We start from the raw sequence: 17,392 nt of genomic DNA on the forward strand, positions 1-17,392 counted from the left end.
TTACAGATCATCTAAAAGCATACTGGCTGGGAATTCTTCAACAATAGGGAAGTAGAGGTAAACGGTCGTTCCTTTTTCTTCTTCAGAATCTATTTTGATGGTTCCCCCTAATCTTTCCATAATACGCTTCACTAAGGAAAGACCAACACCTGTTCCTTCGATGTGATCCACATTTTTTCCCCTTTTAAAAATCTCAAATATGCTGTGCAGGTTTTCTTTGGGAATACCGATACCCTGATCTTTTATCTTATAACAGACCTGCTCATCTTCAAAATAGCTGTCAATGTGAAGCTTTACGCCGGCGGTGCCAGGACTGTACTTGATCGCATTGCCGATGATGTTACTGAAGATCTGATACAAAGCACTTTTCTCACCCCATACCGGAAGCAATTTACCGTAATCAACCGTTGCTAAAGCGGGATTGTGCAGGATAATACTTTCTTTATAGATCTGATCCAATGTGTATGCCATCGGAATCGGATCTTTCGTGAAGGTTCCGGTTTTACGTTGGGAAAGTAACACGACATTGTTGATGATACTTTCAATACTTTCCGTGCTGGCGATCAGGTTGCTGTACCATTTTTGCAGTGCTGCAGGGTTGAGAGACTGTTTACTGTTCTGTAAAAATTGGATCCCCATTTTGAGAATGGATAATGGATTTTTCAAATCGTGGGAAAGTGTAAAGGTTAACATCTCCAATTCATTGTTGAGTGCTAACAGCTGTTCACTCCATTGTTGCTTGTCTTTTAATTTTCCAACAATGGATTCCTTTAAAATTTGATTTAGGCGTAGTACAAAACTGATTTCGACATCGTTCCAAGGGGTAGCGATATCGTAATTAACACTTTCAGTGAGGTCTATCTGTTTAATCCCATCGTTGCCATCTGTTTGGGGAGTGACATGCATCTCCATTACATTGCTCACGGTTTCTTTTCGGAACCAAATCAGGACCTGATCACTCAAAAGCCCTATCTTAAGGTACATAAGTCCTGCAAAAGGTAATTGTCCTTTAATCTTTTCCCCATGGCTTTCTCTAAAATTGTTATCCTTAAATAACGCTTTTTCGGAATGGGACTGAATAAAGGTTATGATCTCATATAGCTGTGCTTTATTCGGGCAGATCCCGTGAAAATAAACATCACCCTGATTAAATATGGCCAGACCGTCTGCATTGACCATGTCCATGATGGTACCCATATGTTGCACAAGGGCACAATTGGCCGTCTTGTATTTTAATAAATCAATTTTCAGATTGACTTCAGCGTCTTTCAACAGTTTACCTCGTTCCAGCAGATCCTGATTGATGTAGTTTTCGTATTTACTGGTGGCATTTTGGATCATAAAAGTACAGAGCTTTCGCTGCTGCAGATCGATATTCTTTTCTTTGTGATGATGTCCTATTAAAAGTCCCCAAAACTGTCCATCTACATGTATAGAAAAAAACAGGGCACTTGTAACTTCCTTTTCCGATAGAAAAAGCCGGTGCAGTTCTGGAACTGGGGCCAACTGACTCTCCAGTAGATTGATCTTTGGATCAATGGAATAGAACTGTTGCTTGTTATCCTGTAGATTGGGACTGTAGCGGTATGAACACATGCTGTAATAGGGGAAAACCTCTTTCGGCATAAAGCTTTTCGAGAATTCCATATTCCGGTAATATGCTTTCCCGTCTAAGGTGTCTTCTGCAATAACCTGGCTATAACCTGTTTCCTGCACCTGAACGACAAATACATGGTCATAATGAAGGATCCGGTTAATAGCGTGGCAGACCAGATCCCAGTTGTTGGGTTTTATGGTGTCTAAAAGGAAACTAAACTCATTTATTTTTTTTGCCGAAGTATATTTTTTATACTGCTCCTCCCATTCGATGAACAAATGATCATCGTGTAAGCTTAATTTTAGATAGACTCTTTTATGGGGTAATTTGAGAGGCAAGATCTGTCTCGGATATTTCTTATCCCGTATATTTTCCAATACCTGACATATTTTTACAAAATGTTTTCCAAATAGATCAGCAAAATAGACATCAAATTTAGATCCTAAAATAAGACTATGTTCTGTTTGATTGACCGTATGAAGAACATTCTCGCTTACTCCGGTGATTTGAAAATCAAAATCAAGAACAATAAGGCTACCAAATTGTTGAATAAAATTAATGGGTAAGGGCACGTTGTTTTCCATTTTATTAATTGTGCTGGAGCATGGTATAAATTTAATAAAAAAAGTAAATCACTTCCAACGGTGGATACAGTCTCGAATTATTAATTCTTAAAAAAAAATTAAATGCTTTCTAAATATAAGGATTAAAATAGGAAAAAGTCTTTTTTTTATTTTAATCAATTTTTTATTATTTTTTTGTCTGAACAAGTGGTTTCACTGCTTATTGAAAATGAATACCTTAGGCCACCTAAATAGGAGTAATCGTTTTCAGCGTATATATACGTATTGTAATTAAGTATAAATTTTTGTAGTAACGGTGCGATCTTTGCTTAAAGCTATCTGCAACTTTAAGTGTTATGCAAATAACCTTATTTCATGACATCAGAGTATGAACAAACGGGAGGAATTTTATAAAATAGTAATCAAGGAATATGAGAAGCGGAATTTGAAGTATGGACAGGTTCTGAGGGAAAATATTGCCCAGGATCTATATGCAATACGCTTGAATTTGCAACGCTATGCGATGGAGCATGGTAACTCGGTTGAGTTGGATAATACCAAAAATATGGTCACCGACACGATCAGTAAAGTACAGCATTTATCAAACATTTTGTTAAATGGTGTTTTACGTGACTTTGGATTGAAAAGAGCCTTGGAAGATCATTTTCTGGTTAGCAATCCAAATAACGATATTGCTGTGGATAAGCAAGTGAACGACTTGGATTTTAGCTGTCAGTTGCTCATCTTTCATATGGTCAGGTATGTTGTCTCGGCAATTGTAACAGATGAACTACCGTTTTTAGGGATTCATCTATATGCCGATGAGCATGATTTATATCTTGAAGTATATGGACTTAACAATAATTATATAGATAAACTTAAACAAAGCAATAGTAAAAAAATTAAAAAACTGCAAAACCGCGTTAATCTGCTTGAAGGATCACTAACATTTGCAAGTGACAATCAAGAGAATAAGATAGTAGTTATTGTAAAACTAAATTAAATATGGTTAAAATTGTTATAGCTGAAGATCATCTAGTTGTCCTCAATGGAGTGAAACTATTATTGGAATCGCAATCTGATCTGGAAGTTATTGATCAGGGAACGAATGGTAATGAGGTATTGGAAATCATGAGCAAAGGGAATATTCCAGATGTTCTGATAACCGATATTAATATGGCAGATATGGATGGGCTGGAACTCATATTGAAAGTGAAATCGCAGTACCCGTCCGTAAAAATAATTGTTCTCTCCATGTTGAATAGTTTACAGCATGTACTGCAAGCTTTTAAGAATGGTGCGAATGGCTATCTCGTCAAAAATGTAGGATACGAGGAAATGCTATATGCCATTAGACATGTTGCCAATGGTGGACAGTTTATCTGTGAAGAGATTGGAGGTATCATGCTCGATACTTTACAGAAGTCACCAACTGCTTTCTTAAACATTGAACAGATCATGGAGAAGATGGGGCTTTCGGAAAGAGAGATGGAAGTACTGGAGCTCATTGGTGAGGGATTTACGAATATGCAGATCGCTGATAAACTATTTTTAAGCAAACGTACTGTCGAAGGGCATAGACAAAATTTACTGGAAAAAACCGGTGTGAAAAATACCGCTGCGCTGATCAAATATGCGATTAGAACAGGTTTAATGCAATAATGGAACAAAGAAGGTTAACAATAACAATAAATGAAAGGGAGCACAGGTATTAATACCTGTGCTTCTTTGTTTTAATGCGTATATCGTGATATTGAGCAAACAATCACCCTGATACAGTCGTTATTTATGTATACATCAATTTATAACACTATGAAAAACTTCAAATTAGCGGCATTATCGGGAATTATAGTTTTAGGTATAATGGGTTCATGTCAGAATGACTCAAAAAGTAACAACAGTGAAGGTAATAGTAGTACAATTGCTCCCTCTGCAGGTGATGAAACACGTTACAATTTAAGCGAACAGCAGGAAATGACTTTGCAGGGCGATACGATTAAAATAGATTCCACAAAAAGTGATTCTATTAAATAACTTAAGAAATCATGGAAAACAATTTTGATAACAAGACTAATTTCTCAGAGGAAGAAGTCCCAAAGGAAGCACATGAAGAACAGGGTGATAAACCTGCTGCCAAAACGATCCCATGGGCAATTTGGATTGCAGTAATTGTCATGATCATTGTCTTCCTTTATATGTGGCAACGATAATTTTGACATCAAGCATTCCACATCGGCATTGTTTTAAATTTTTAGGTTGTTAGCGCCAACCCGAAAATCAGGTAAACACAGTGTTGATTGTGGAATGCTTGCTTTTAGCACGCGCTTCATACCATTCTTATAACCCAATATAAGAAGTTTTACTACCTGATTTGATCTCTTGTATTGGAGGATTAATAAGTTCACTAAAAATTATTCTTATGAAAGTTACGACATCAAAACATCCTGCGTATCCGCAACCACCATTTAGGAAACAGGATCAGCCTGTGCCGGGCGTATCCAAGAAAATGGATCCCGTGCCCGACCATGGAGAGAAATCATATATTGGAAATAATCTGCTAACCGGGCAGGTCTGCTTAATCACCGGCGGAGATTCAGGTATCGGTAAGGCGGTTGCCATCGCCATGGCAAGGGAAGGTGCTGATATTGCAATTATCTATCTGGATGAGGTCGAAAGTGAAGATGCTGCAGATACAGCGAGCTGGATTGAAAAGGCTGGAAGAAAAGCACTACTGATTCAAGGAGATATACGGGAAGAATCTTTTTGTGCGTCCGCTATTAAGCATACGATCAAGGAATTTGGAAGACTGGATATTTTAATTAACAATGCGGCCTATCAGATGAGTTATCAGTCTGTGACCGATATCTCTGCCGAAGAATGGAATAAAACATTTGAAACAAATGTGAGCGGGATGTTTTATCTGACCAAACATGCCAAGCCACATCTTCCCAAAGGTGGGAGTGTGATCAATACGACTTCTGTCAATGCTTATGATCCTAATCCATCTTTGTTGCCTTACGCAGCGACAAAAGCGGCGATCCAAAATTATACCGCAAGCCTTGCCCAGCAATTTTTTGAGGACGGTTCAGATATCCGGGTCAATGCTGTTGCACCCGGGCCGGTGTGGACACCATTGATTCCGAGCACCATTCCTGATCATGAAAAATTTGGAGCCAATACACCGATCGGCCGACCTGGTCAGCCTGCAGAGCTGGCACCTATTTATGTATTTTTAGCGTCAGCCGCAGCTTCTTATATTTCGGGAGCGACAATACCGGCTACCGGCGGACGTGTGACCATCTAGTATGATGCATTTGGAAACACACAAAAAAAGCTAGCATTTATAAAATGCTAGCTTTTTTTTATTTGACCGGAAGACTACACAGCTCCGCGTGCGGCAGCTAGACAGTCATCACCATATTTTAAAATATGATCTTTATCCTGAGCAGAGATTTTCTTTTCTAAGAATGCTTTCTCCACATCAGTTCTGTCCTCAATGATATCTTTTTCGGCTTCAACAATATCATCGTTTGTTTTCGCATTGATGCGATCTACAATTGACTTACCTAAATCTGAAGCCAATTCTTTTGCTTTACTATTTGATAATGCAGGCATCGCAATTTTAGCTACCGCTGCATTTGCCGCGGCCATATTGGCATAGACTGTTTTTTCCATATCAATATTCGCTGCTTTATCAGAAGCTTTTTCAGCATCAGTGGCAGCATCCATTGCTTTCTCTTCTGTCTGCTCCATTGCTTTTTCTGCTTTTTCCTGTGGTGTGTTGTTACATGCGTATAGCGTAGCGGCAGATAACGCCATTGTCAATAATGCTACTTTTCTCATAATATATGTGTTTTTGTGAATTTCTACTTTTTTAATACGACCAGTTATACCAGGATGTCACCTTCTCTTCCTTGATCACCCAGATCGCCACCTATGGCATTAATCAGTGTGACGGCATAGGAAACAAGTTTATGATGTTTGGTGTCCCAGTAATGTGCCTTTTCAGGAACGATCTTAAATAAAATGATATTGGGGTCTTCACGGCCTTTTTCAAACCAACCTTCTACAAATTTGTTCCAGTATTTGTCAATTCTTTGCTGATCATCGACGGCTTCCGCACTTCCGTATAAAGCGAGGTACTCCATGGAAGAAGGATCTGAAAAATACAGCTGTACTTGTTTGTCCTGATTAATATTTTTGTATTTATCGCTTTCTTTTGATGCAAGAAACCAGATATTGCCCTGGTCATCCACTTCTTGAACACTCATTGGAGTGGATTCGAATGGTGGCTGTTTCAGATCGGTACAGAAAAAACAATAATTGATGCCTTCGGCAAGCTCTTTGATTTTTTGTCGAGCTTCTTCTCTGTTTATAATATTCTCTTGACTCATGTTAATGGCCTTAAATGTTTGTTTAAAATGATGTATGGATACCTTTTGCGATAACTAGCAATAAGGAGATACAGATTGATCTCGAACTTGTTATCTTCTGGATTTTAATAAGTCGGTCGGGCAAGAACTTTTACCGCCATCCAACATGGCTAGCAATCCACTTTTTTTATGATTTGATTCGCAGTATTTCCATATCGCTAGGGCTACAATTGCTCCGCCTAACCAGAAGAGATTCTTATTACATTTTGCTTTTTTCTCTTTTCTAAAAGCTTCTTTACCGTAACGATGTGGGGAAGTGCCACTGCTTTCGTTGACTTGTTCAAATTCTTCTTTTAATTGTGAGTTTTCCATGATTGAATCTTTTTTGTTAACTATTGCGCTTCATTAATAAAACAACCGGTGAGGGGTAAAAGTTTGTTTTAAACTTAAAAACACATTTTTTTGATTGTATATCCAGTTGTTCTAATGAACCTGTTTCATCTTCAGTAATCATCCTATTTTGAAGTAGGAGGGACTGTACCACTTGGTATATTGGAAGTTGTATCCCGGTAATTGACCGTGGTGGAGTCCTGATTGACGCTATCTGGATAAATGGGATTTCCCTGGTCATCGATCGTGTCTGAATACTTTTTATCAGCGTCTTTATTATCATTATTGGCATTGCCACATCCTGTGACCATAGCCAGGCTTATAAAAGCTCCTAAAATTAGGGACGTCATGTTCATGATTGAATTGTTATGTTAAAAAATTATGATCTAGTTTGTTCATCTATTTTGATCGATCGCCCACATCAGTGAGGTGATCAATTATTGTGATGATTTTTTAATGAAGCTGTTTCCACTGCAATGCCGTGGAATCAGGATAGCTGATACATCTTGAGTTTCTGTTGCAAAGTCTTTCTCGTCTGGTGAATGCGTGATTTAACTGTTCCTTCCGGTAGGTTAAAAGCTTCGGCAATCTCGTGATATTTATAACCATCGAGATAATGCTTAAATATTTCTGCATTATCGGCCGATACGCTTGCCAGCGCTTTTTGGATATCATCCTGTATCATTTTGTCTTCATTTAAATTTTTTGATACGGTATTGAAATAGTCTGTATGGATATATTCTTCATAGATTAAATGCTTACGTTTTTCTCTTCTATACTGGTTGATATAGATATTTTTCATAATCACATACAACCAGGTCATTAATTTTGGATCATTGATGAAATTATGAACTGATTTTAACGCCCGAATAAACGTTTCCTGTACCAAATCCTCTTTTTCATCGTAATCATTGGTAAATTGGCTAGCGAAATGATTCAGTTGTTGTCTTTTTTCCTGGAATAAGACATTTAAATTTGCATGTTCCATATTTTCCTCCATTAATTTAAAAGTGTTACTAATTTAACGGTCATTTGGCATTAAAAGTTTAGGCCTTTACGACGGTATAGCTAATGGTTTTATGGGGCTAGGTATAAGTACCAGTGTGATCCGTACGGTCAAAATCTGCATCATTTCTGCCATAGATCATATTTTTAACAATTAAAGATTTTCCCTGCCCGATCGTATCCATAGTGAAAGGGGTGTTTGTTCAAAGCGATTGCGCATTTACCACATACGCGGTATAACACATAAAATCAGTAATTTATAGGTGGAAACACCTGTTGTGTCGGTGTGAAATACCCTTAAAGTAATATGAATTGAACTTTTACCTGTTCGGATTGATTCTTTATTTAAGAGATCATAACGTATTACTTAATCAAAAAAGGAGTAAGATGGAAAATTTAGAAAACAAAAACCTTCAAGAAGGAGAGATGACCAAGGAGATCGAGGAAAAAACCGCTCAGTTGCCTTCAAAAGTATTCTTATGTGCAGCCATCACGGCCATGATCGGCGCAGCGGCTTTAAAATGTGTCGGGCACAAACATAGTGCACTATTTGTCGGGCAATGGGTAGCACCGTTTCTGCTGTTTGGAATTTACAATAAGATCGTGAAAACTCAGGGACACGATCAGCAGTATAATAAAAATGCATAAGGTATATTCTTACTATAGATGAAGATAAATCACTAACATTCATATTAAAATCATGATCAGAAATTTAAAATTATGGGGTATATTTCTAGGAATTATTGCCCTGTTAGCCTTTAAACAGCAAAATGCTGAACAGGAATTTATAACGAAAGCTTATATGTCCAATCGATATGAAATTGCTATTGCTAAACTGGCCAGTGAGAGATCGAATAATGATGCGGTTAAAAATTATGCAAGCATGTTGATCGATGACCATCAAAAATTAATCGGCGATTTGCAAAAGATGTCAAGTACACTTGGCTTCACATTGACGGATGGCCTGGATGCCGATCATCAAAAGAAGTGGGATATGGTAAAAGGGAGTGACAGTACCAGCTTCGATCAAGCTTTTAAAGATGAGGCGATTGCCTCCCATCAGCAGGCGATCGATTTATTTGAAAAAGCAAGCAGCAATGAGCAGATCAAAGATGTCGGTCTTAAAAACTGGATCATTGGTACCTTACCTTCTCTTAAAGCACACTTGGATCAAGCACGTGTATTAGTGGCAAATGGAGCAACTGAAACAGCTTCGACTATTCCGCCCTATACTAAGGGGGGATAGTGAAGAAAAGAATTAAATATATAATAAGCTTAAGTCATGTTTAGATCACGTTATGAAGGTATATATGCTTTCTTTAACGTGATTTTTTTGGCAAAAGGTTTTTCCCTCTTTATTTACCCAATCTTATGCATCATCATACATCTTCAACTTTTGTTGCAGCGCTTTACGCGTCATATGAATGCGTGACTTGATGGTGCCTTCTGGAACTTGAAGCAGTTCCGCAATTTCATGATACTTATAACCATCTAAATGCAAACGGAAAATCTCTGCATTTTCGGTGGATAGGCTATCAATTGCTTTTTGGATATCTTCGTTAATCATTTTGTTCTCTGATAAATTAGTACTTATATATGCACTGGAATCAGCGTGTAAAAAGTAATCATAGATCACATTTTTTCGCTTTTCTTTGCGATATTGATTGATGTAAACATTTTTCATGATGACATAGAGCCACGTCACTAATTTCGGATCATTGATAAAATCATGGATGGATTTTAATGCCCTTAAATACGTTTCTTGTATCAGATCTTCTTTTTCGTCATAATCTGATGTAAATTGACTTGCAAAATGACTTAGTAATTGTCTTTTTTCCTGGAAAAAGACATTTAAATTTACATTTCCCATCTGGACCTCCTTCTTAACACCAACTTGATCCTTATATAACGTTAAATTTAAGATAATAGTTTGATAATAAGTAAGGTAAAGGGTGTGAGATGTAATAATACGTATAAAGTGCAAGAAGTGTCTTCTGATAAAAAAGGGGATGGTTGGCATTTTTACCTAGATATCATCCATTTTAAGAACTTTGTAAGAAATAGGTCAGATTTATAGAAAAGGTATTTAATACTTGTAAAAGGCAGAGTCTCTCCGTGTGGGTCAAGAGCGATCTCTCTTGTGGTATTGACCTTTGGTTCTACCGACTAGCTGGTTAGGCATATATGGTCGTCGGTTGTACATTTATATAGCTTGTGATTCGATTTTACCATGTAGATCAGGACATATGGATATGACAACCTACATGGTAAAAAATGTGTACTTAAAGTTTTCATCGATCGGATTGACATTTATCAGGATAGCACCTTGATCATCGACTGATTTAGCGATTATAAGAAATTGCCTCGATTATCTTCCGTTTCAAGCCCTTCTGCTTCCAGATCCTGATCATTATGATCGAAGTCTTTATTTTCATTATTATTTTGATCGGAGAAATCTCTTTCTTCCAAAAATTCATCTTGGTCTTCTTCCGGAAATTCGCTCGGTGTATCTTGTCCAAGATCATCTTTTTCCTCAACCGGCAACTCATCGTCAGGTTCTATTTCTTCCAGTTCATCTTCATCTTGCTCAGGAAGTTCCAACGGATCTTCATCATCGGGATCAATGTCACTTTCATCAGGACGCTGATTTAATGGATCGATGGGGTCAATTAAATCATCACGATCCTCATCCTCTAAAGCGTCTTCATTCAGTCCTGAATCTTGATCATCTGCTTCGTCCGGTACAAAATTTGGATCCTCTAACTCCGGATCAGGATTGGAGGATGGATTTTCTGCCTGCTTTTGCTCTCGAAGATCGTTTTCATTGTTAGCAGATCTATTCGGGTCGGTATTGGTAAGAATTGCTGCAATAATAAGACCTAGTCTTTTTGTTGCTGTTGTTTTATTTAAGTCCATAGTTCTAATTTTTTATGAAGTGATTTGTAAGAAGAACAGCTTTCAGAATGAAATAGTTGGTTCGTTAAATACCTGAAATATTGGAGAAGTACGCAGGTGATTTGCGAGAAAAAGGTAATGGCATAAAAAAAAGAATGCAAGGTCATCTTGCATTCTTTTTTATGTACATGTGCTCAATACCAGCACAATAAAGGCAATTTTTTAAAGGAAGTCATCTTCCTGTTCAAGTTCATCCTCATCAGGTATTTCTTCTAAAGGATCGGGTTCCTCGAAATCGTCATCATAGAGTTCTTCATCTTCCTCCAGTTCGTCGTCATCCTCGGGACCTCTGTTTTGTAATGCTGCTGTGTTTTCATTTGCGAAAGATTGATTCGCATTTCCCAAAATTGTTGCAATAATAAGACCTAGTCTTTTATTCGTTGCGTTTTCTTGTAGATTCATCATCATGATGCTTAATTAGCTCTATACTTCAATAACAAATAACATGGCTAAATTGTTGTGTTACTGCATCCTTAAAAAAGTAAAAAAATAGCTGCAGTAAAAATAAAAACAGGTGATGTGGTCTATTTCTTCTTATCTTGGGTAGCTTAAAGATGGCTAGGGCTATGCTATATGATTAGATTCGAATAATTTGATGATTCTTTTAGCATGATGAAAATGAAAATAATAGTATTTTATGACGATAACCACTTCATCTATTGGAAACGATAACTATCCGGAGCTTTCGGATGAAAGGATCCTGTTGAGAAAAGTTGGAGCAGCGGATATTCCAGCTCTTGTCCCTATTTCTTTTTATGATGGCATCCAGGCTTCGGATGTAACTATGGCAATGGCTATGCAGGCAAAGATTGATCAAGATCTCCTGAATGGAAATTCATTTCACTGGTGTATAATTGATCGGCTTAGCGGACAAGTGGTCGGTACCTGTGGTTATTATCGGGGGCTTGAAAACGGGGAAGGGGAGCTGGGTTGTGTCTTGTTATCCGCATTCCGTGGAAAAGGATACATGTCTCATGCGATGCGACTGACAGTTGCATTTGGGAAAAATAAACTCGCATTAAGGCGTATATGGGCTGTAACCACTAGGGGTAATTTGCAGGCTATCAAGCTGTTAGAACGCTTAAACTTTATAAAGATCGCAGATCGCAATGACGAGATTGAATACGAGTTGGCCAATAGATAATAGCTCGCTTGAACAGGGATCTGACTTAGAGCAGTTTCCCTAATTCAATGATGCCTTCTTCAAATTCTTTTTCAGTAGGTGAACCAAATCCTATTCTTAAACCATTGGTTGTGTGATCAAAACTATAATGGTCCGGAGTGATAAATTTTATTCCTATTGTGAAGAGCTTTTGTGCTATTTCCTCCCAATTGACTTCCTTGTTAGGGATCAACCAGAAGGCCAAACCACCATCAGGGATGTTATACGTGACCTTTCCAGAAAGATGTTTTCGCAAAAGAGCGGCCATTCTATCTCTCTTGTTTTTGTAATGGTTTGTCGCTTTTTTAATATGCCTTTTTAAGGTGCCATCACTGATCAGCTGCAACACAGCTTTCTCCATTATTCCATCACCCTGCACATCAATAATCTTACGTAAGGCACCCACTTTCTGCACTAATGTGCTATCGCTACTCACTAAGTAACCTATTCGTAATGCTGGTGCAACTACTTTACTCATTGTTCCTATATAGACATAATTGTTGAGTTCCGTTAAACTTGACAATGGCAATAGGGGACGGTAGCCATAATGAAATTCATTATCGTAATCGTCTTCAATGATCGTAAAATTGTATTCGTTTGCTAATCTGACAAGCTCTGTTCTACGTTGTAAACTTAATGTGACCGTTGTTGGATATTGATGGTGAGGTGTAATATAGACCGCTTTTATTCTGTTGTTGTTTTGTAAGTACTTGATAACTTGACTGATGATTAATCCTTCACCATCGACACTTACAGGCAAAAGTGTCGCGCCGGCATGTTCAAATACCTTCCATGCCGGTTTATAGCCGGGATCTTCCACCATAATATAATCACCAGTTTTAAATAAACATTGGGATACCAGGTACATGGCCATTTGGCTTCCCCGTGAGATACAGAGCGATTCTTTGTTGATCTTCATACCCCGCTGATGATTGAGCATCTGCACGAGGGCATCAATAAATGCTGGATCGCCAAATTCACTTCCGTACCCCATCATCTGCCAACGTGCATTGCGGTTAAATATCTGCCGATAGGCCATTGCGAGTTCAGCAACCGGGGCAATTTTACTGTCGGGATAGCCGTCATCAAAATTGATCCGGGCAATGTTATTCACATATTTTTCTGCTGATTTGGTATGATCAGCGTGCTTTTGCTGCTGCTGGGTAGGTAAGTTTTCTGCGACAAATGTACCTTTTCGTTCTTTTGAAATGATCCATTCTTCATTGAGCAAAACTTGCAATGCTTCTACTACGGTATTTCTGTTGACATTTAACCGTTGCGCCAGGGTCCTGCTTCCTGGCAGCGCTTCGCCACTCTTCAATCTCCCTAATTGAATCGCTGTAATTAGGGCATCTGCAATTTGTAAATACACTGCTTTCGTCGCATTGTAATCAATGTATATTTCAATTTTCCAGGGTCTTAGCATCGAACGTGTTATTTTGATCGGATAAACAACTTACATGGTTCAAAGATACAATTCTATTGGTATATAATGTTTTGCTGGTTGGTGAAGCAGCTAGTCCAGAATTGATAATAGCTACTGGTCCAAATGATTCGATTAGGGATGCTCCCTATATTTGAGCCGGTAATATTGCCCGAAACTTTAATTTAATTAGCATGTCAAAATCAATTTTTTATCACGCAGGTTGTCCGGTATGTGTCAGTGCTGAGCACGATATTATTAGTCTTGTCGGTGAGCACAATGTTGAAGTTGTTCACCTGGGTGAAGATCGTCAGCGAATCGAGGAAGCAGAAAACGCAGGTGTCAAATCGGTACCAGCTTTGGTGACACCGAATGGAAATGTGCTGCACATTAATTTCGGAGCATCGCTTGCAGATGTTAGCCGCTAAAAGGGCAGGGAATGGTTTGGGGTTTATTAAATTAATCCCCAGACCATTTTGATGTGCTTGATTTTGAATCTAAAGGGGTGCCTGTAAAGAAGCTACAACTCATAATGCTCATCTGGACCAGGAGTCTTTGTCTAAACTGAACCAGTTATACCATCCAGATTGCATCTACATTTGTGATGCAATAGTGCACATAACAAAACTTAATAAGCGATGTCAAAATTAGAAAAAGTATCAGAAGTAAGAAAATCCATTCACGAGGAGCAGAAGCAATTTAGCTCGAAAGATTTTCATCAGACTTTCGCAAGACCAACTTATGTAAAACCTTCGCATGCGATTCACAAGAATGTTGAAAATGCCGGCGTGCATAATACGTTTTCGGAAGAAAGAAAACATCCGGTGTTTTTTGTTGATCTACCGAGTAAAAATGTCAGTATGACTATCGGCGGTCTATTACCTGGGCAAAAAACACATCGCCACCGTCACACTTACGAGACTATTCTATATGTTCTTGAAGGCAAGGGCTGGACGCTTGTTGAAGATGAACGCATTGATTGGGAGGCCGGAGATGCTGTTTATATCCCATCTTGGGCATGGCATCAACATCAGAACCTTAGCGACACTGCGCCTGCAAAATATATTGCATGCGAAAATGCGCCGCAATTACAGAATCTTGGAGTAGCCCTTCGTGAAGAGGAAGGTCGTGATTTTTAATTATTAACTGCGTCTCTACAATTGGAGACGCATTTTTAAAAGCATATTATTATGAATAAAGTACCTTTTAAAGGAATCATTGCTTATCCTGTGACGCCATTTGACTATCATGAGCGCGTAGACATCCCTTTGTTTAAGACGCAGGTGGAAAGGCTTGTGACTTGCGGATCGCACGGAATTGCTCCTCTCGGTAGCACAGGTGTATTACCTTATCTGAACGATGAGGAAAAAGAATCGATAACTGAAGCGACCATACAGCAAGTAGCAGGACGAGTACCCACGCTGGTTGGGGTGTCAAATCTTACCACGGATAAAACTATTTATCATGCGCAATTTGCTGAAAAAGCAGGAGCGACGGGCGTCATGATTATTCCGATGAGCTATTGGAAGCTAACGGATGATGAGATTGTCGCACATTACGATGCCGTTGCTTCTAAAATATCGATACCCATTATGGCGTATAATAATCCTGCTACCAGTGGGGTCGATATGTCGACCGGCTTGCTTAAAAAGCTTCTCAAGATTCCCAATGTGACGATGATCAAAGAAAGCAGCGGCGATATTCAGCGGATGCATATCCTTAAAAACGAACTGGGTGACGATGTGGCGTTTTTCAATGGATCCAATCCACTGGCACTCGGTGCATTTGCAGCCGGAGCACAGGGCTGGTGCACTGCGGCACCTAATCTAATACCCGAACTGAATATGAGCTTGTATGAGGCGGTTCTAGAAAATGATTTTCAAAAAGCGCAGGAAATCTTTTATAAGCAGGTTGACCTGTTGCGTTTCATCGTCGATAAAGGCTTGCCACGATCAATTAAATCAGGTCTTAACTTACTTGGTTTTGAAGGTGGCGAACTGCGACGTCCTTTAATGCCGCTCGCCGAAAGTGAGATTGCCACATTAAATTCGATTTTAACGGGTTTGCATGCAGGTGTGGAAGCATAATGCTTGTGTTTCTTGAAATTTCACTTGAATGATGCGTGCAGTATAATATATTTTCAGTGTAGTAGTTTGGTAACCCAGGATAGAAAAGACCGGTTTTAAAAGCACCGGTCTCGAAAACCTGGGTTTATTCCTGTTCTGGTCTATCATCTATACGTACATTTTTACAAAAAACAAAGAAAGTGCAGTCCTATGCCCACACTTTCCTCGCTTATGCTTTCAACTTGCAGCAGGTAGCTTCCTATTTCATACTTAATCGTATTGCCCGTGCTTTTTTTTGTTTTATCAATTAGCAATATCCTAAAATTTGCAGGAGCTGATCGCTCGTCTGTTTTTCTGAAAATGTTGTAAATTCAAGTTCATCGTTGTCGCCCTGATCAATAATAATATGTTTTGGAGATGGAATCAAGCAATGATTGACACCTCCGAATCCACTTAATGCTTCCTGATATGCGCCTGTATGCATAAATGCGACAAACTGTTCCTGATCTGAGTGAGGCAGCATAACGGTTTTATGTTCCTTGACATTCGGATAGACATCTGCACTATCGCATGTTAAGCCCCCTAGGATAAAAGGTCTATTTTCTTCCTGGAGATTATTCACGGCAAATACCGGATATTCTTGCTGTATGGCCCATGTATCCGGGAGATGGGTAATAAATGAACCGTCAATAATCCCCCAATTTATCTTTTCACCCTGTTTTTTCTCCTGTATTTTGAAAATAGTTGTGGTTGCTTCAGCGACGGTGTATTTACCAAATTCGGTCACGATATCGGGTTCTGGCACACACTCTTGCTGACAGATACCTAAAATCGTTGAAACGATACGTCTCACTAAATATGGAATGTCAAAATTTTCATTTGCAGTACTCTGAAAAGGCATACCTCCGCCGATGTCGAGTGTCGTTAAATGAGGATTTAATCTTTTTAATTGGCAATAGAAGCGAACGATCGCTTCGAGAACGTCCCAATATTGATCATCAGAAGACAGTCCATTTTCATTAAAAAAATGCAAAGTGGTCAAGGTAATCTGCTGGTTATGTTTAATATCGCACTGATAGCAGGTGATAATATCTTCCGGAGATAACCCAAATCTGGATTCTTTGGGATAAGCGCTTAAAAAACTAAGATTGACTCTAATACCGACATTGAGGCTTGTATTGCTGTTTATGTTGTTGCAATAATAGATCAACTCGCTAGGACTATCGACCATCGGGGTAACTGCACAGTGGTTCTGTTTGATCAGCGACATAATGCCCCGTTGATAATCGGAAGTCTTATAACCATTGCATATAATTTTAGTTCCCTTTTTCACATACCCATCTTGAATAAGCGACTGTATTAAATCAATATCGTAAGCGGATGAAATCTCAATACCGATATCCGCTTGCAAGGCTTTTTTGATGATATGCTGGAAATGTGAACTCTTTGTACAGTAATAGTACGTATAAGTGCCCTGGTAAGATGTTTTTCTAATGGCCTTATTAAAATTTGACTTCATTTCATCGATCTTCTCCAGAATGGAAGGAAGATAGGTGAATCGTAAAGGCGTACCCTGTTTCTTGGATAGTCTGAATAGATCTATGTCTCTATAAAATAATTTAAAATCTTTTATATCGAATGCATTAGGCAGATTAACCTCCTGATGGATCAATAGTTTTTCTTTCATTCACAAATACCTGTTTTTAAAAAATAATGCGAATATATCACAAATCTAAGCGTCACTTAAGGTAATAAATGTATAATAAATAGTACTTTCTAGGGTTTGTTTTTTATGTTGCCGCCGAATCTCTTTTTTAACTCAATGTGTCAAAAATATTTCCAAATGTTTATGTTTTTT

General features: G+C 38.5%; 22 protein-coding genes. 11 read left to right on the top strand and 11 right to left on the bottom strand.

The genetic code is table 11. The annotated features are described in order from the left end of the window. Nucleotides 1-2,181: an ATP-binding protein gene (locus tag JAZ75_RS19540; protein WP_208697798.1), complete on the bottom strand. Its 2,181-nt coding sequence runs from the start codon at nucleotides 2,179-2,181 to the stop codon at nucleotides 1-3. Between the two features lie 367 nt (nucleotides 2,182-2,548). Here JAZ75_RS19540 and JAZ75_RS19545 point away from each other — a divergent pair, with 367 nt between their 5' ends. The 5 genes from JAZ75_RS19545 to JAZ75_RS19565 all read left to right on the top strand — a co-directional run bounded on the left by JAZ75_RS19545 (nucleotide 2,549) and on the right by JAZ75_RS19565 (nucleotide 5,464). Beyond that, the gene (locus JAZ75_RS19545) at nucleotides 2,549-3,163 is read left to right on the top strand and encodes a hypothetical protein (RefSeq protein WP_208697800.1); all 615 of its coding nucleotides are present in this window, start codon (nucleotides 2,549-2,551) and stop codon (nucleotides 3,161-3,163) included. A gap of 2 nt (nucleotides 3,164-3,165) precedes the next feature. Beyond that, nucleotides 3,166-3,822 carry a response regulator gene (locus tag JAZ75_RS19550; protein ID WP_021190107.1) on the top strand — a complete coding sequence of 219 codons (657 nt, stop codon included), beginning with the start codon at nucleotides 3,166-3,168 and terminating at the stop codon, nucleotides 3,820-3,822. Between the two features lie 150 nt (nucleotides 3,823-3,972). After that, nucleotides 3,973-4,194 (top strand): hypothetical protein, encoded by a 222-nt coding sequence (locus tag JAZ75_RS19555; RefSeq protein ID WP_132768062.1) that lies wholly within the window; start codon nucleotides 3,973-3,975, stop codon nucleotides 4,192-4,194. 11 nt (nucleotides 4,195-4,205) lie between these two features. After that, a complete protein-coding gene (locus JAZ75_RS19560; protein WP_165905828.1) occupies nucleotides 4,206-4,370 on the top strand; it encodes a hypothetical protein in 165 nt (54 codons plus the stop codon). Nucleotides 4,371-4,579: 209 nt separating this feature from the next. Further along, nucleotides 4,580-5,464: an SDR family oxidoreductase gene (locus tag JAZ75_RS19565; protein ID WP_208697802.1), complete on the top strand. Its 885-nt coding sequence runs from the start codon at nucleotides 4,580-4,582 to the stop codon at nucleotides 5,462-5,464. A 74-nt stretch (nucleotides 5,465-5,538) separates the two neighbouring features. Here the strand turns inward: JAZ75_RS19565 and JAZ75_RS19570 are convergent, their stop codons facing one another. From JAZ75_RS19570 to JAZ75_RS19590, 5 genes are all read right to left on the bottom strand, one after another. Beyond that, a complete protein-coding gene (locus JAZ75_RS19570) occupies nucleotides 5,539-6,003 on the bottom strand; it encodes a hypothetical protein (RefSeq protein ID WP_208697804.1) in 465 nt (154 codons plus the stop codon). A 44-nt stretch (nucleotides 6,004-6,047) separates the two neighbouring features. Next, the gene (locus JAZ75_RS19575; protein WP_021190311.1) at nucleotides 6,048-6,554 is read right to left on the bottom strand and encodes a pyridoxamine 5'-phosphate oxidase family protein; all 507 of its coding nucleotides are present in this window, start codon (nucleotides 6,552-6,554) and stop codon (nucleotides 6,048-6,050) included. Nucleotides 6,555-6,644: 90 nt separating this feature from the next. Next, on the bottom strand, nucleotides 6,645-6,905 hold the full coding sequence (locus tag JAZ75_RS19580) for a hypothetical protein (protein WP_132768068.1): 261 nt from the start codon (nucleotides 6,903-6,905) through the stop codon (nucleotides 6,645-6,647). A 143-nt stretch (nucleotides 6,906-7,048) separates the two neighbouring features. After that, nucleotides 7,049-7,279: a hypothetical protein gene (locus JAZ75_RS19585; protein WP_132768070.1), complete on the bottom strand. Its 231-nt coding sequence runs from the start codon at nucleotides 7,277-7,279 to the stop codon at nucleotides 7,049-7,051. Between the two features lie 131 nt (nucleotides 7,280-7,410). Further along, a complete protein-coding gene (locus tag JAZ75_RS19590; protein ID WP_208697806.1) occupies nucleotides 7,411-7,911 on the bottom strand; it encodes an RNA polymerase sigma factor in 501 nt (166 codons plus the stop codon). A 404-nt stretch (nucleotides 7,912-8,315) separates the two neighbouring features. Here JAZ75_RS19590 and JAZ75_RS19595 point away from each other — a divergent pair, with 404 nt between their 5' ends. Continuing rightward, complete coding sequence (locus JAZ75_RS19595; protein WP_208697808.1) at nucleotides 8,316-8,576, top strand: hypothetical protein; 261 nt, start codon at nucleotides 8,316-8,318, stop codon at nucleotides 8,574-8,576. A gap of 52 nt (nucleotides 8,577-8,628) precedes the next feature. Beyond that, nucleotides 8,629-9,174 carry a DUF4142 domain-containing protein gene (locus JAZ75_RS19600; protein WP_208697810.1) on the top strand — a complete coding sequence of 182 codons (546 nt, stop codon included), beginning with the start codon at nucleotides 8,629-8,631 and terminating at the stop codon, nucleotides 9,172-9,174. Between the two features lie 123 nt (nucleotides 9,175-9,297). On the opposite strand, the gene JAZ75_RS19605 is transcribed toward JAZ75_RS19600, so the two are convergent. The 3 genes from JAZ75_RS19605 to JAZ75_RS19615 form a co-directional block, all read right to left on the bottom strand. Then, the gene (locus JAZ75_RS19605) at nucleotides 9,298-9,798 is read right to left on the bottom strand and encodes an RNA polymerase sigma factor (protein ID WP_208697812.1); all 501 of its coding nucleotides are present in this window, start codon (nucleotides 9,796-9,798) and stop codon (nucleotides 9,298-9,300) included. Nucleotides 9,799-10,277: 479 nt separating this feature from the next. Continuing rightward, a complete protein-coding gene (locus JAZ75_RS19610) occupies nucleotides 10,278-10,844 on the bottom strand; it encodes a hypothetical protein (protein WP_208697814.1) in 567 nt (188 codons plus the stop codon). A 201-nt stretch (nucleotides 10,845-11,045) separates the two neighbouring features. Next, a complete protein-coding gene (locus tag JAZ75_RS19615; RefSeq protein WP_208697816.1) occupies nucleotides 11,046-11,291 on the bottom strand; it encodes a hypothetical protein in 246 nt (81 codons plus the stop codon). 229 nt (nucleotides 11,292-11,520) lie between these two features. Between JAZ75_RS19615 and JAZ75_RS19620 the strand changes: the two genes are divergently transcribed. Then, nucleotides 11,521-12,027 carry a GNAT family N-acetyltransferase gene (locus tag JAZ75_RS19620; RefSeq protein WP_208697825.1) on the top strand — a complete coding sequence of 169 codons (507 nt, stop codon included), beginning with the start codon at nucleotides 11,521-11,523 and terminating at the stop codon, nucleotides 12,025-12,027. 25 nt (nucleotides 12,028-12,052) lie between these two features. On the opposite strand, the gene JAZ75_RS19625 is transcribed toward JAZ75_RS19620, so the two are convergent. Next, nucleotides 12,053-13,471, bottom strand: a complete 1,419-nt coding sequence (locus JAZ75_RS19625) for a PLP-dependent aminotransferase family protein (protein WP_208697826.1) — start codon at nucleotides 13,469-13,471, stop codon at nucleotides 12,053-12,055. A gap of 191 nt (nucleotides 13,472-13,662) precedes the next feature. Here JAZ75_RS19625 and JAZ75_RS19630 point away from each other — a divergent pair, with 191 nt between their 5' ends. The 3 genes from JAZ75_RS19630 (at nucleotide 13,663) to JAZ75_RS19640 (ending at nucleotide 15,555) form a co-directional block, all read left to right on the top strand. Beyond that, nucleotides 13,663-13,896: a thioredoxin family protein gene (locus tag JAZ75_RS19630; protein ID WP_208697828.1), complete on the top strand. Its 234-nt coding sequence runs from the start codon at nucleotides 13,663-13,665 to the stop codon at nucleotides 13,894-13,896. Between the two features lie 210 nt (nucleotides 13,897-14,106). Further along, nucleotides 14,107-14,607 (top strand): cupin domain-containing protein, encoded by a 501-nt coding sequence (locus JAZ75_RS19635; RefSeq protein WP_208697830.1) that lies wholly within the window; start codon nucleotides 14,107-14,109, stop codon nucleotides 14,605-14,607. Between the two features lie 51 nt (nucleotides 14,608-14,658). Beyond that, nucleotides 14,659-15,555: a dihydrodipicolinate synthase family protein gene (locus tag JAZ75_RS19640; RefSeq protein ID WP_208697832.1), complete on the top strand. Its 897-nt coding sequence runs from the start codon at nucleotides 14,659-14,661 to the stop codon at nucleotides 15,553-15,555. Nucleotides 15,556-15,841: 286 nt separating this feature from the next. On the opposite strand, the gene JAZ75_RS19645 is transcribed toward JAZ75_RS19640, so the two are convergent. After that, nucleotides 15,842-17,221: an arginine decarboxylase gene (locus JAZ75_RS19645; RefSeq protein WP_208697834.1), complete on the bottom strand. Its 1,380-nt coding sequence runs from the start codon at nucleotides 17,219-17,221 to the stop codon at nucleotides 15,842-15,844. Nucleotides 17,222-17,392 lie beyond the last annotated feature (171 nt).

Origin of the sequence: Sphingobacterium sp. UDSM-2020, assembly GCF_016132525.1 — a bacterium.
In the GTDB taxonomy this organism is placed as follows: Bacteria; Bacteroidota; Bacteroidia; order Sphingobacteriales; family Sphingobacteriaceae; genus Sphingobacterium; species Sphingobacterium anhuiense.

Bases quoted from the DNA above. Each gene is read 5' to 3' on its own strand.
- JAZ75_RS19565 (WP_208697802.1), top strand. From the start codon at position 4,580: ATGAAAGTTACGACATCAAAACATCCTGCGTATCCGCAACCACCATTT.
- JAZ75_RS19580 (WP_132768068.1), bottom strand. From the start codon at position 6,905: ATGGAAAACTCACAATTAAAAGAAGAATTTGAACAAGTCAACGAAAGC.
- JAZ75_RS19625 (WP_208697826.1), bottom strand. From the start codon at position 13,471: ATGCTAAGACCCTGGAAAATTGAAATATACATTGATTACAATGCGACG.
- JAZ75_RS19590 (WP_208697806.1), bottom strand. From the start codon at position 7,911: ATGGAACATGCAAATTTAAATGTCTTATTCCAGGAAAAAAGACAACAA.
- JAZ75_RS19540 (WP_208697798.1), bottom strand. From the start codon at position 2,181: ATGGAAAACAACGTGCCCTTACCCATTAATTTTATTCAACAATTTGGT.
- JAZ75_RS19570 (WP_208697804.1), bottom strand. From the start codon at position 6,003: ATGAGAAAAGTAGCATTATTGACAATGGCGTTATCTGCCGCTACGCTA.
- JAZ75_RS19635 (WP_208697830.1), top strand. From the start codon at position 14,107: ATGTCAAAATTAGAAAAAGTATCAGAAGTAAGAAAATCCATTCACGAG.
- JAZ75_RS19560 (WP_165905828.1), top strand. From the start codon at position 4,206: ATGGAAAACAATTTTGATAACAAGACTAATTTCTCAGAGGAAGAAGTC.
- JAZ75_RS19630 (WP_208697828.1), top strand. From the start codon at position 13,663: ATGTCAAAATCAATTTTTTATCACGCAGGTTGTCCGGTATGTGTCAGT.
- JAZ75_RS19640 (WP_208697832.1), top strand. From the start codon at position 14,659: ATGAATAAAGTACCTTTTAAAGGAATCATTGCTTATCCTGTGACGCCA.
- JAZ75_RS19585 (WP_132768070.1), bottom strand. From the start codon at position 7,279: ATGAACATGACGTCCCTAATTTTAGGAGCTTTTATAAGCCTGGCTATG.
- JAZ75_RS19645 (WP_208697834.1), bottom strand. From the start codon at position 17,221: ATGAAAGAAAAACTATTGATCCATCAGGAGGTTAATCTGCCTAATGCA.
- JAZ75_RS19555 (WP_132768062.1), top strand. From the start codon at position 3,973: ATGAAAAACTTCAAATTAGCGGCATTATCGGGAATTATAGTTTTAGGT.
- JAZ75_RS19550 (WP_021190107.1), top strand. From the start codon at position 3,166: ATGGTTAAAATTGTTATAGCTGAAGATCATCTAGTTGTCCTCAATGGA.
- JAZ75_RS19545 (WP_208697800.1), top strand. From the start codon at position 2,549: ATGAACAAACGGGAGGAATTTTATAAAATAGTAATCAAGGAATATGAG.
- JAZ75_RS19575 (WP_021190311.1), bottom strand. From the start codon at position 6,554: ATGAGTCAAGAGAATATTATAAACAGAGAAGAAGCTCGACAAAAAATC.
- JAZ75_RS19605 (WP_208697812.1), bottom strand. From the start codon at position 9,798: ATGGGAAATGTAAATTTAAATGTCTTTTTCCAGGAAAAAAGACAATTA.
- JAZ75_RS19620 (WP_208697825.1), top strand. From the start codon at position 11,521: ATGACGATAACCACTTCATCTATTGGAAACGATAACTATCCGGAGCTT.
- JAZ75_RS19615 (WP_208697816.1), bottom strand. From the start codon at position 11,291: ATGATGATGAATCTACAAGAAAACGCAACGAATAAAAGACTAGGTCTT.
- JAZ75_RS19600 (WP_208697810.1), top strand. From the start codon at position 8,629: ATGATCAGAAATTTAAAATTATGGGGTATATTTCTAGGAATTATTGCC.
- JAZ75_RS19610 (WP_208697814.1), bottom strand. From the start codon at position 10,844: ATGGACTTAAATAAAACAACAGCAACAAAAAGACTAGGTCTTATTATT.
- JAZ75_RS19595 (WP_208697808.1), top strand. From the start codon at position 8,316: ATGGAAAATTTAGAAAACAAAAACCTTCAAGAAGGAGAGATGACCAAG.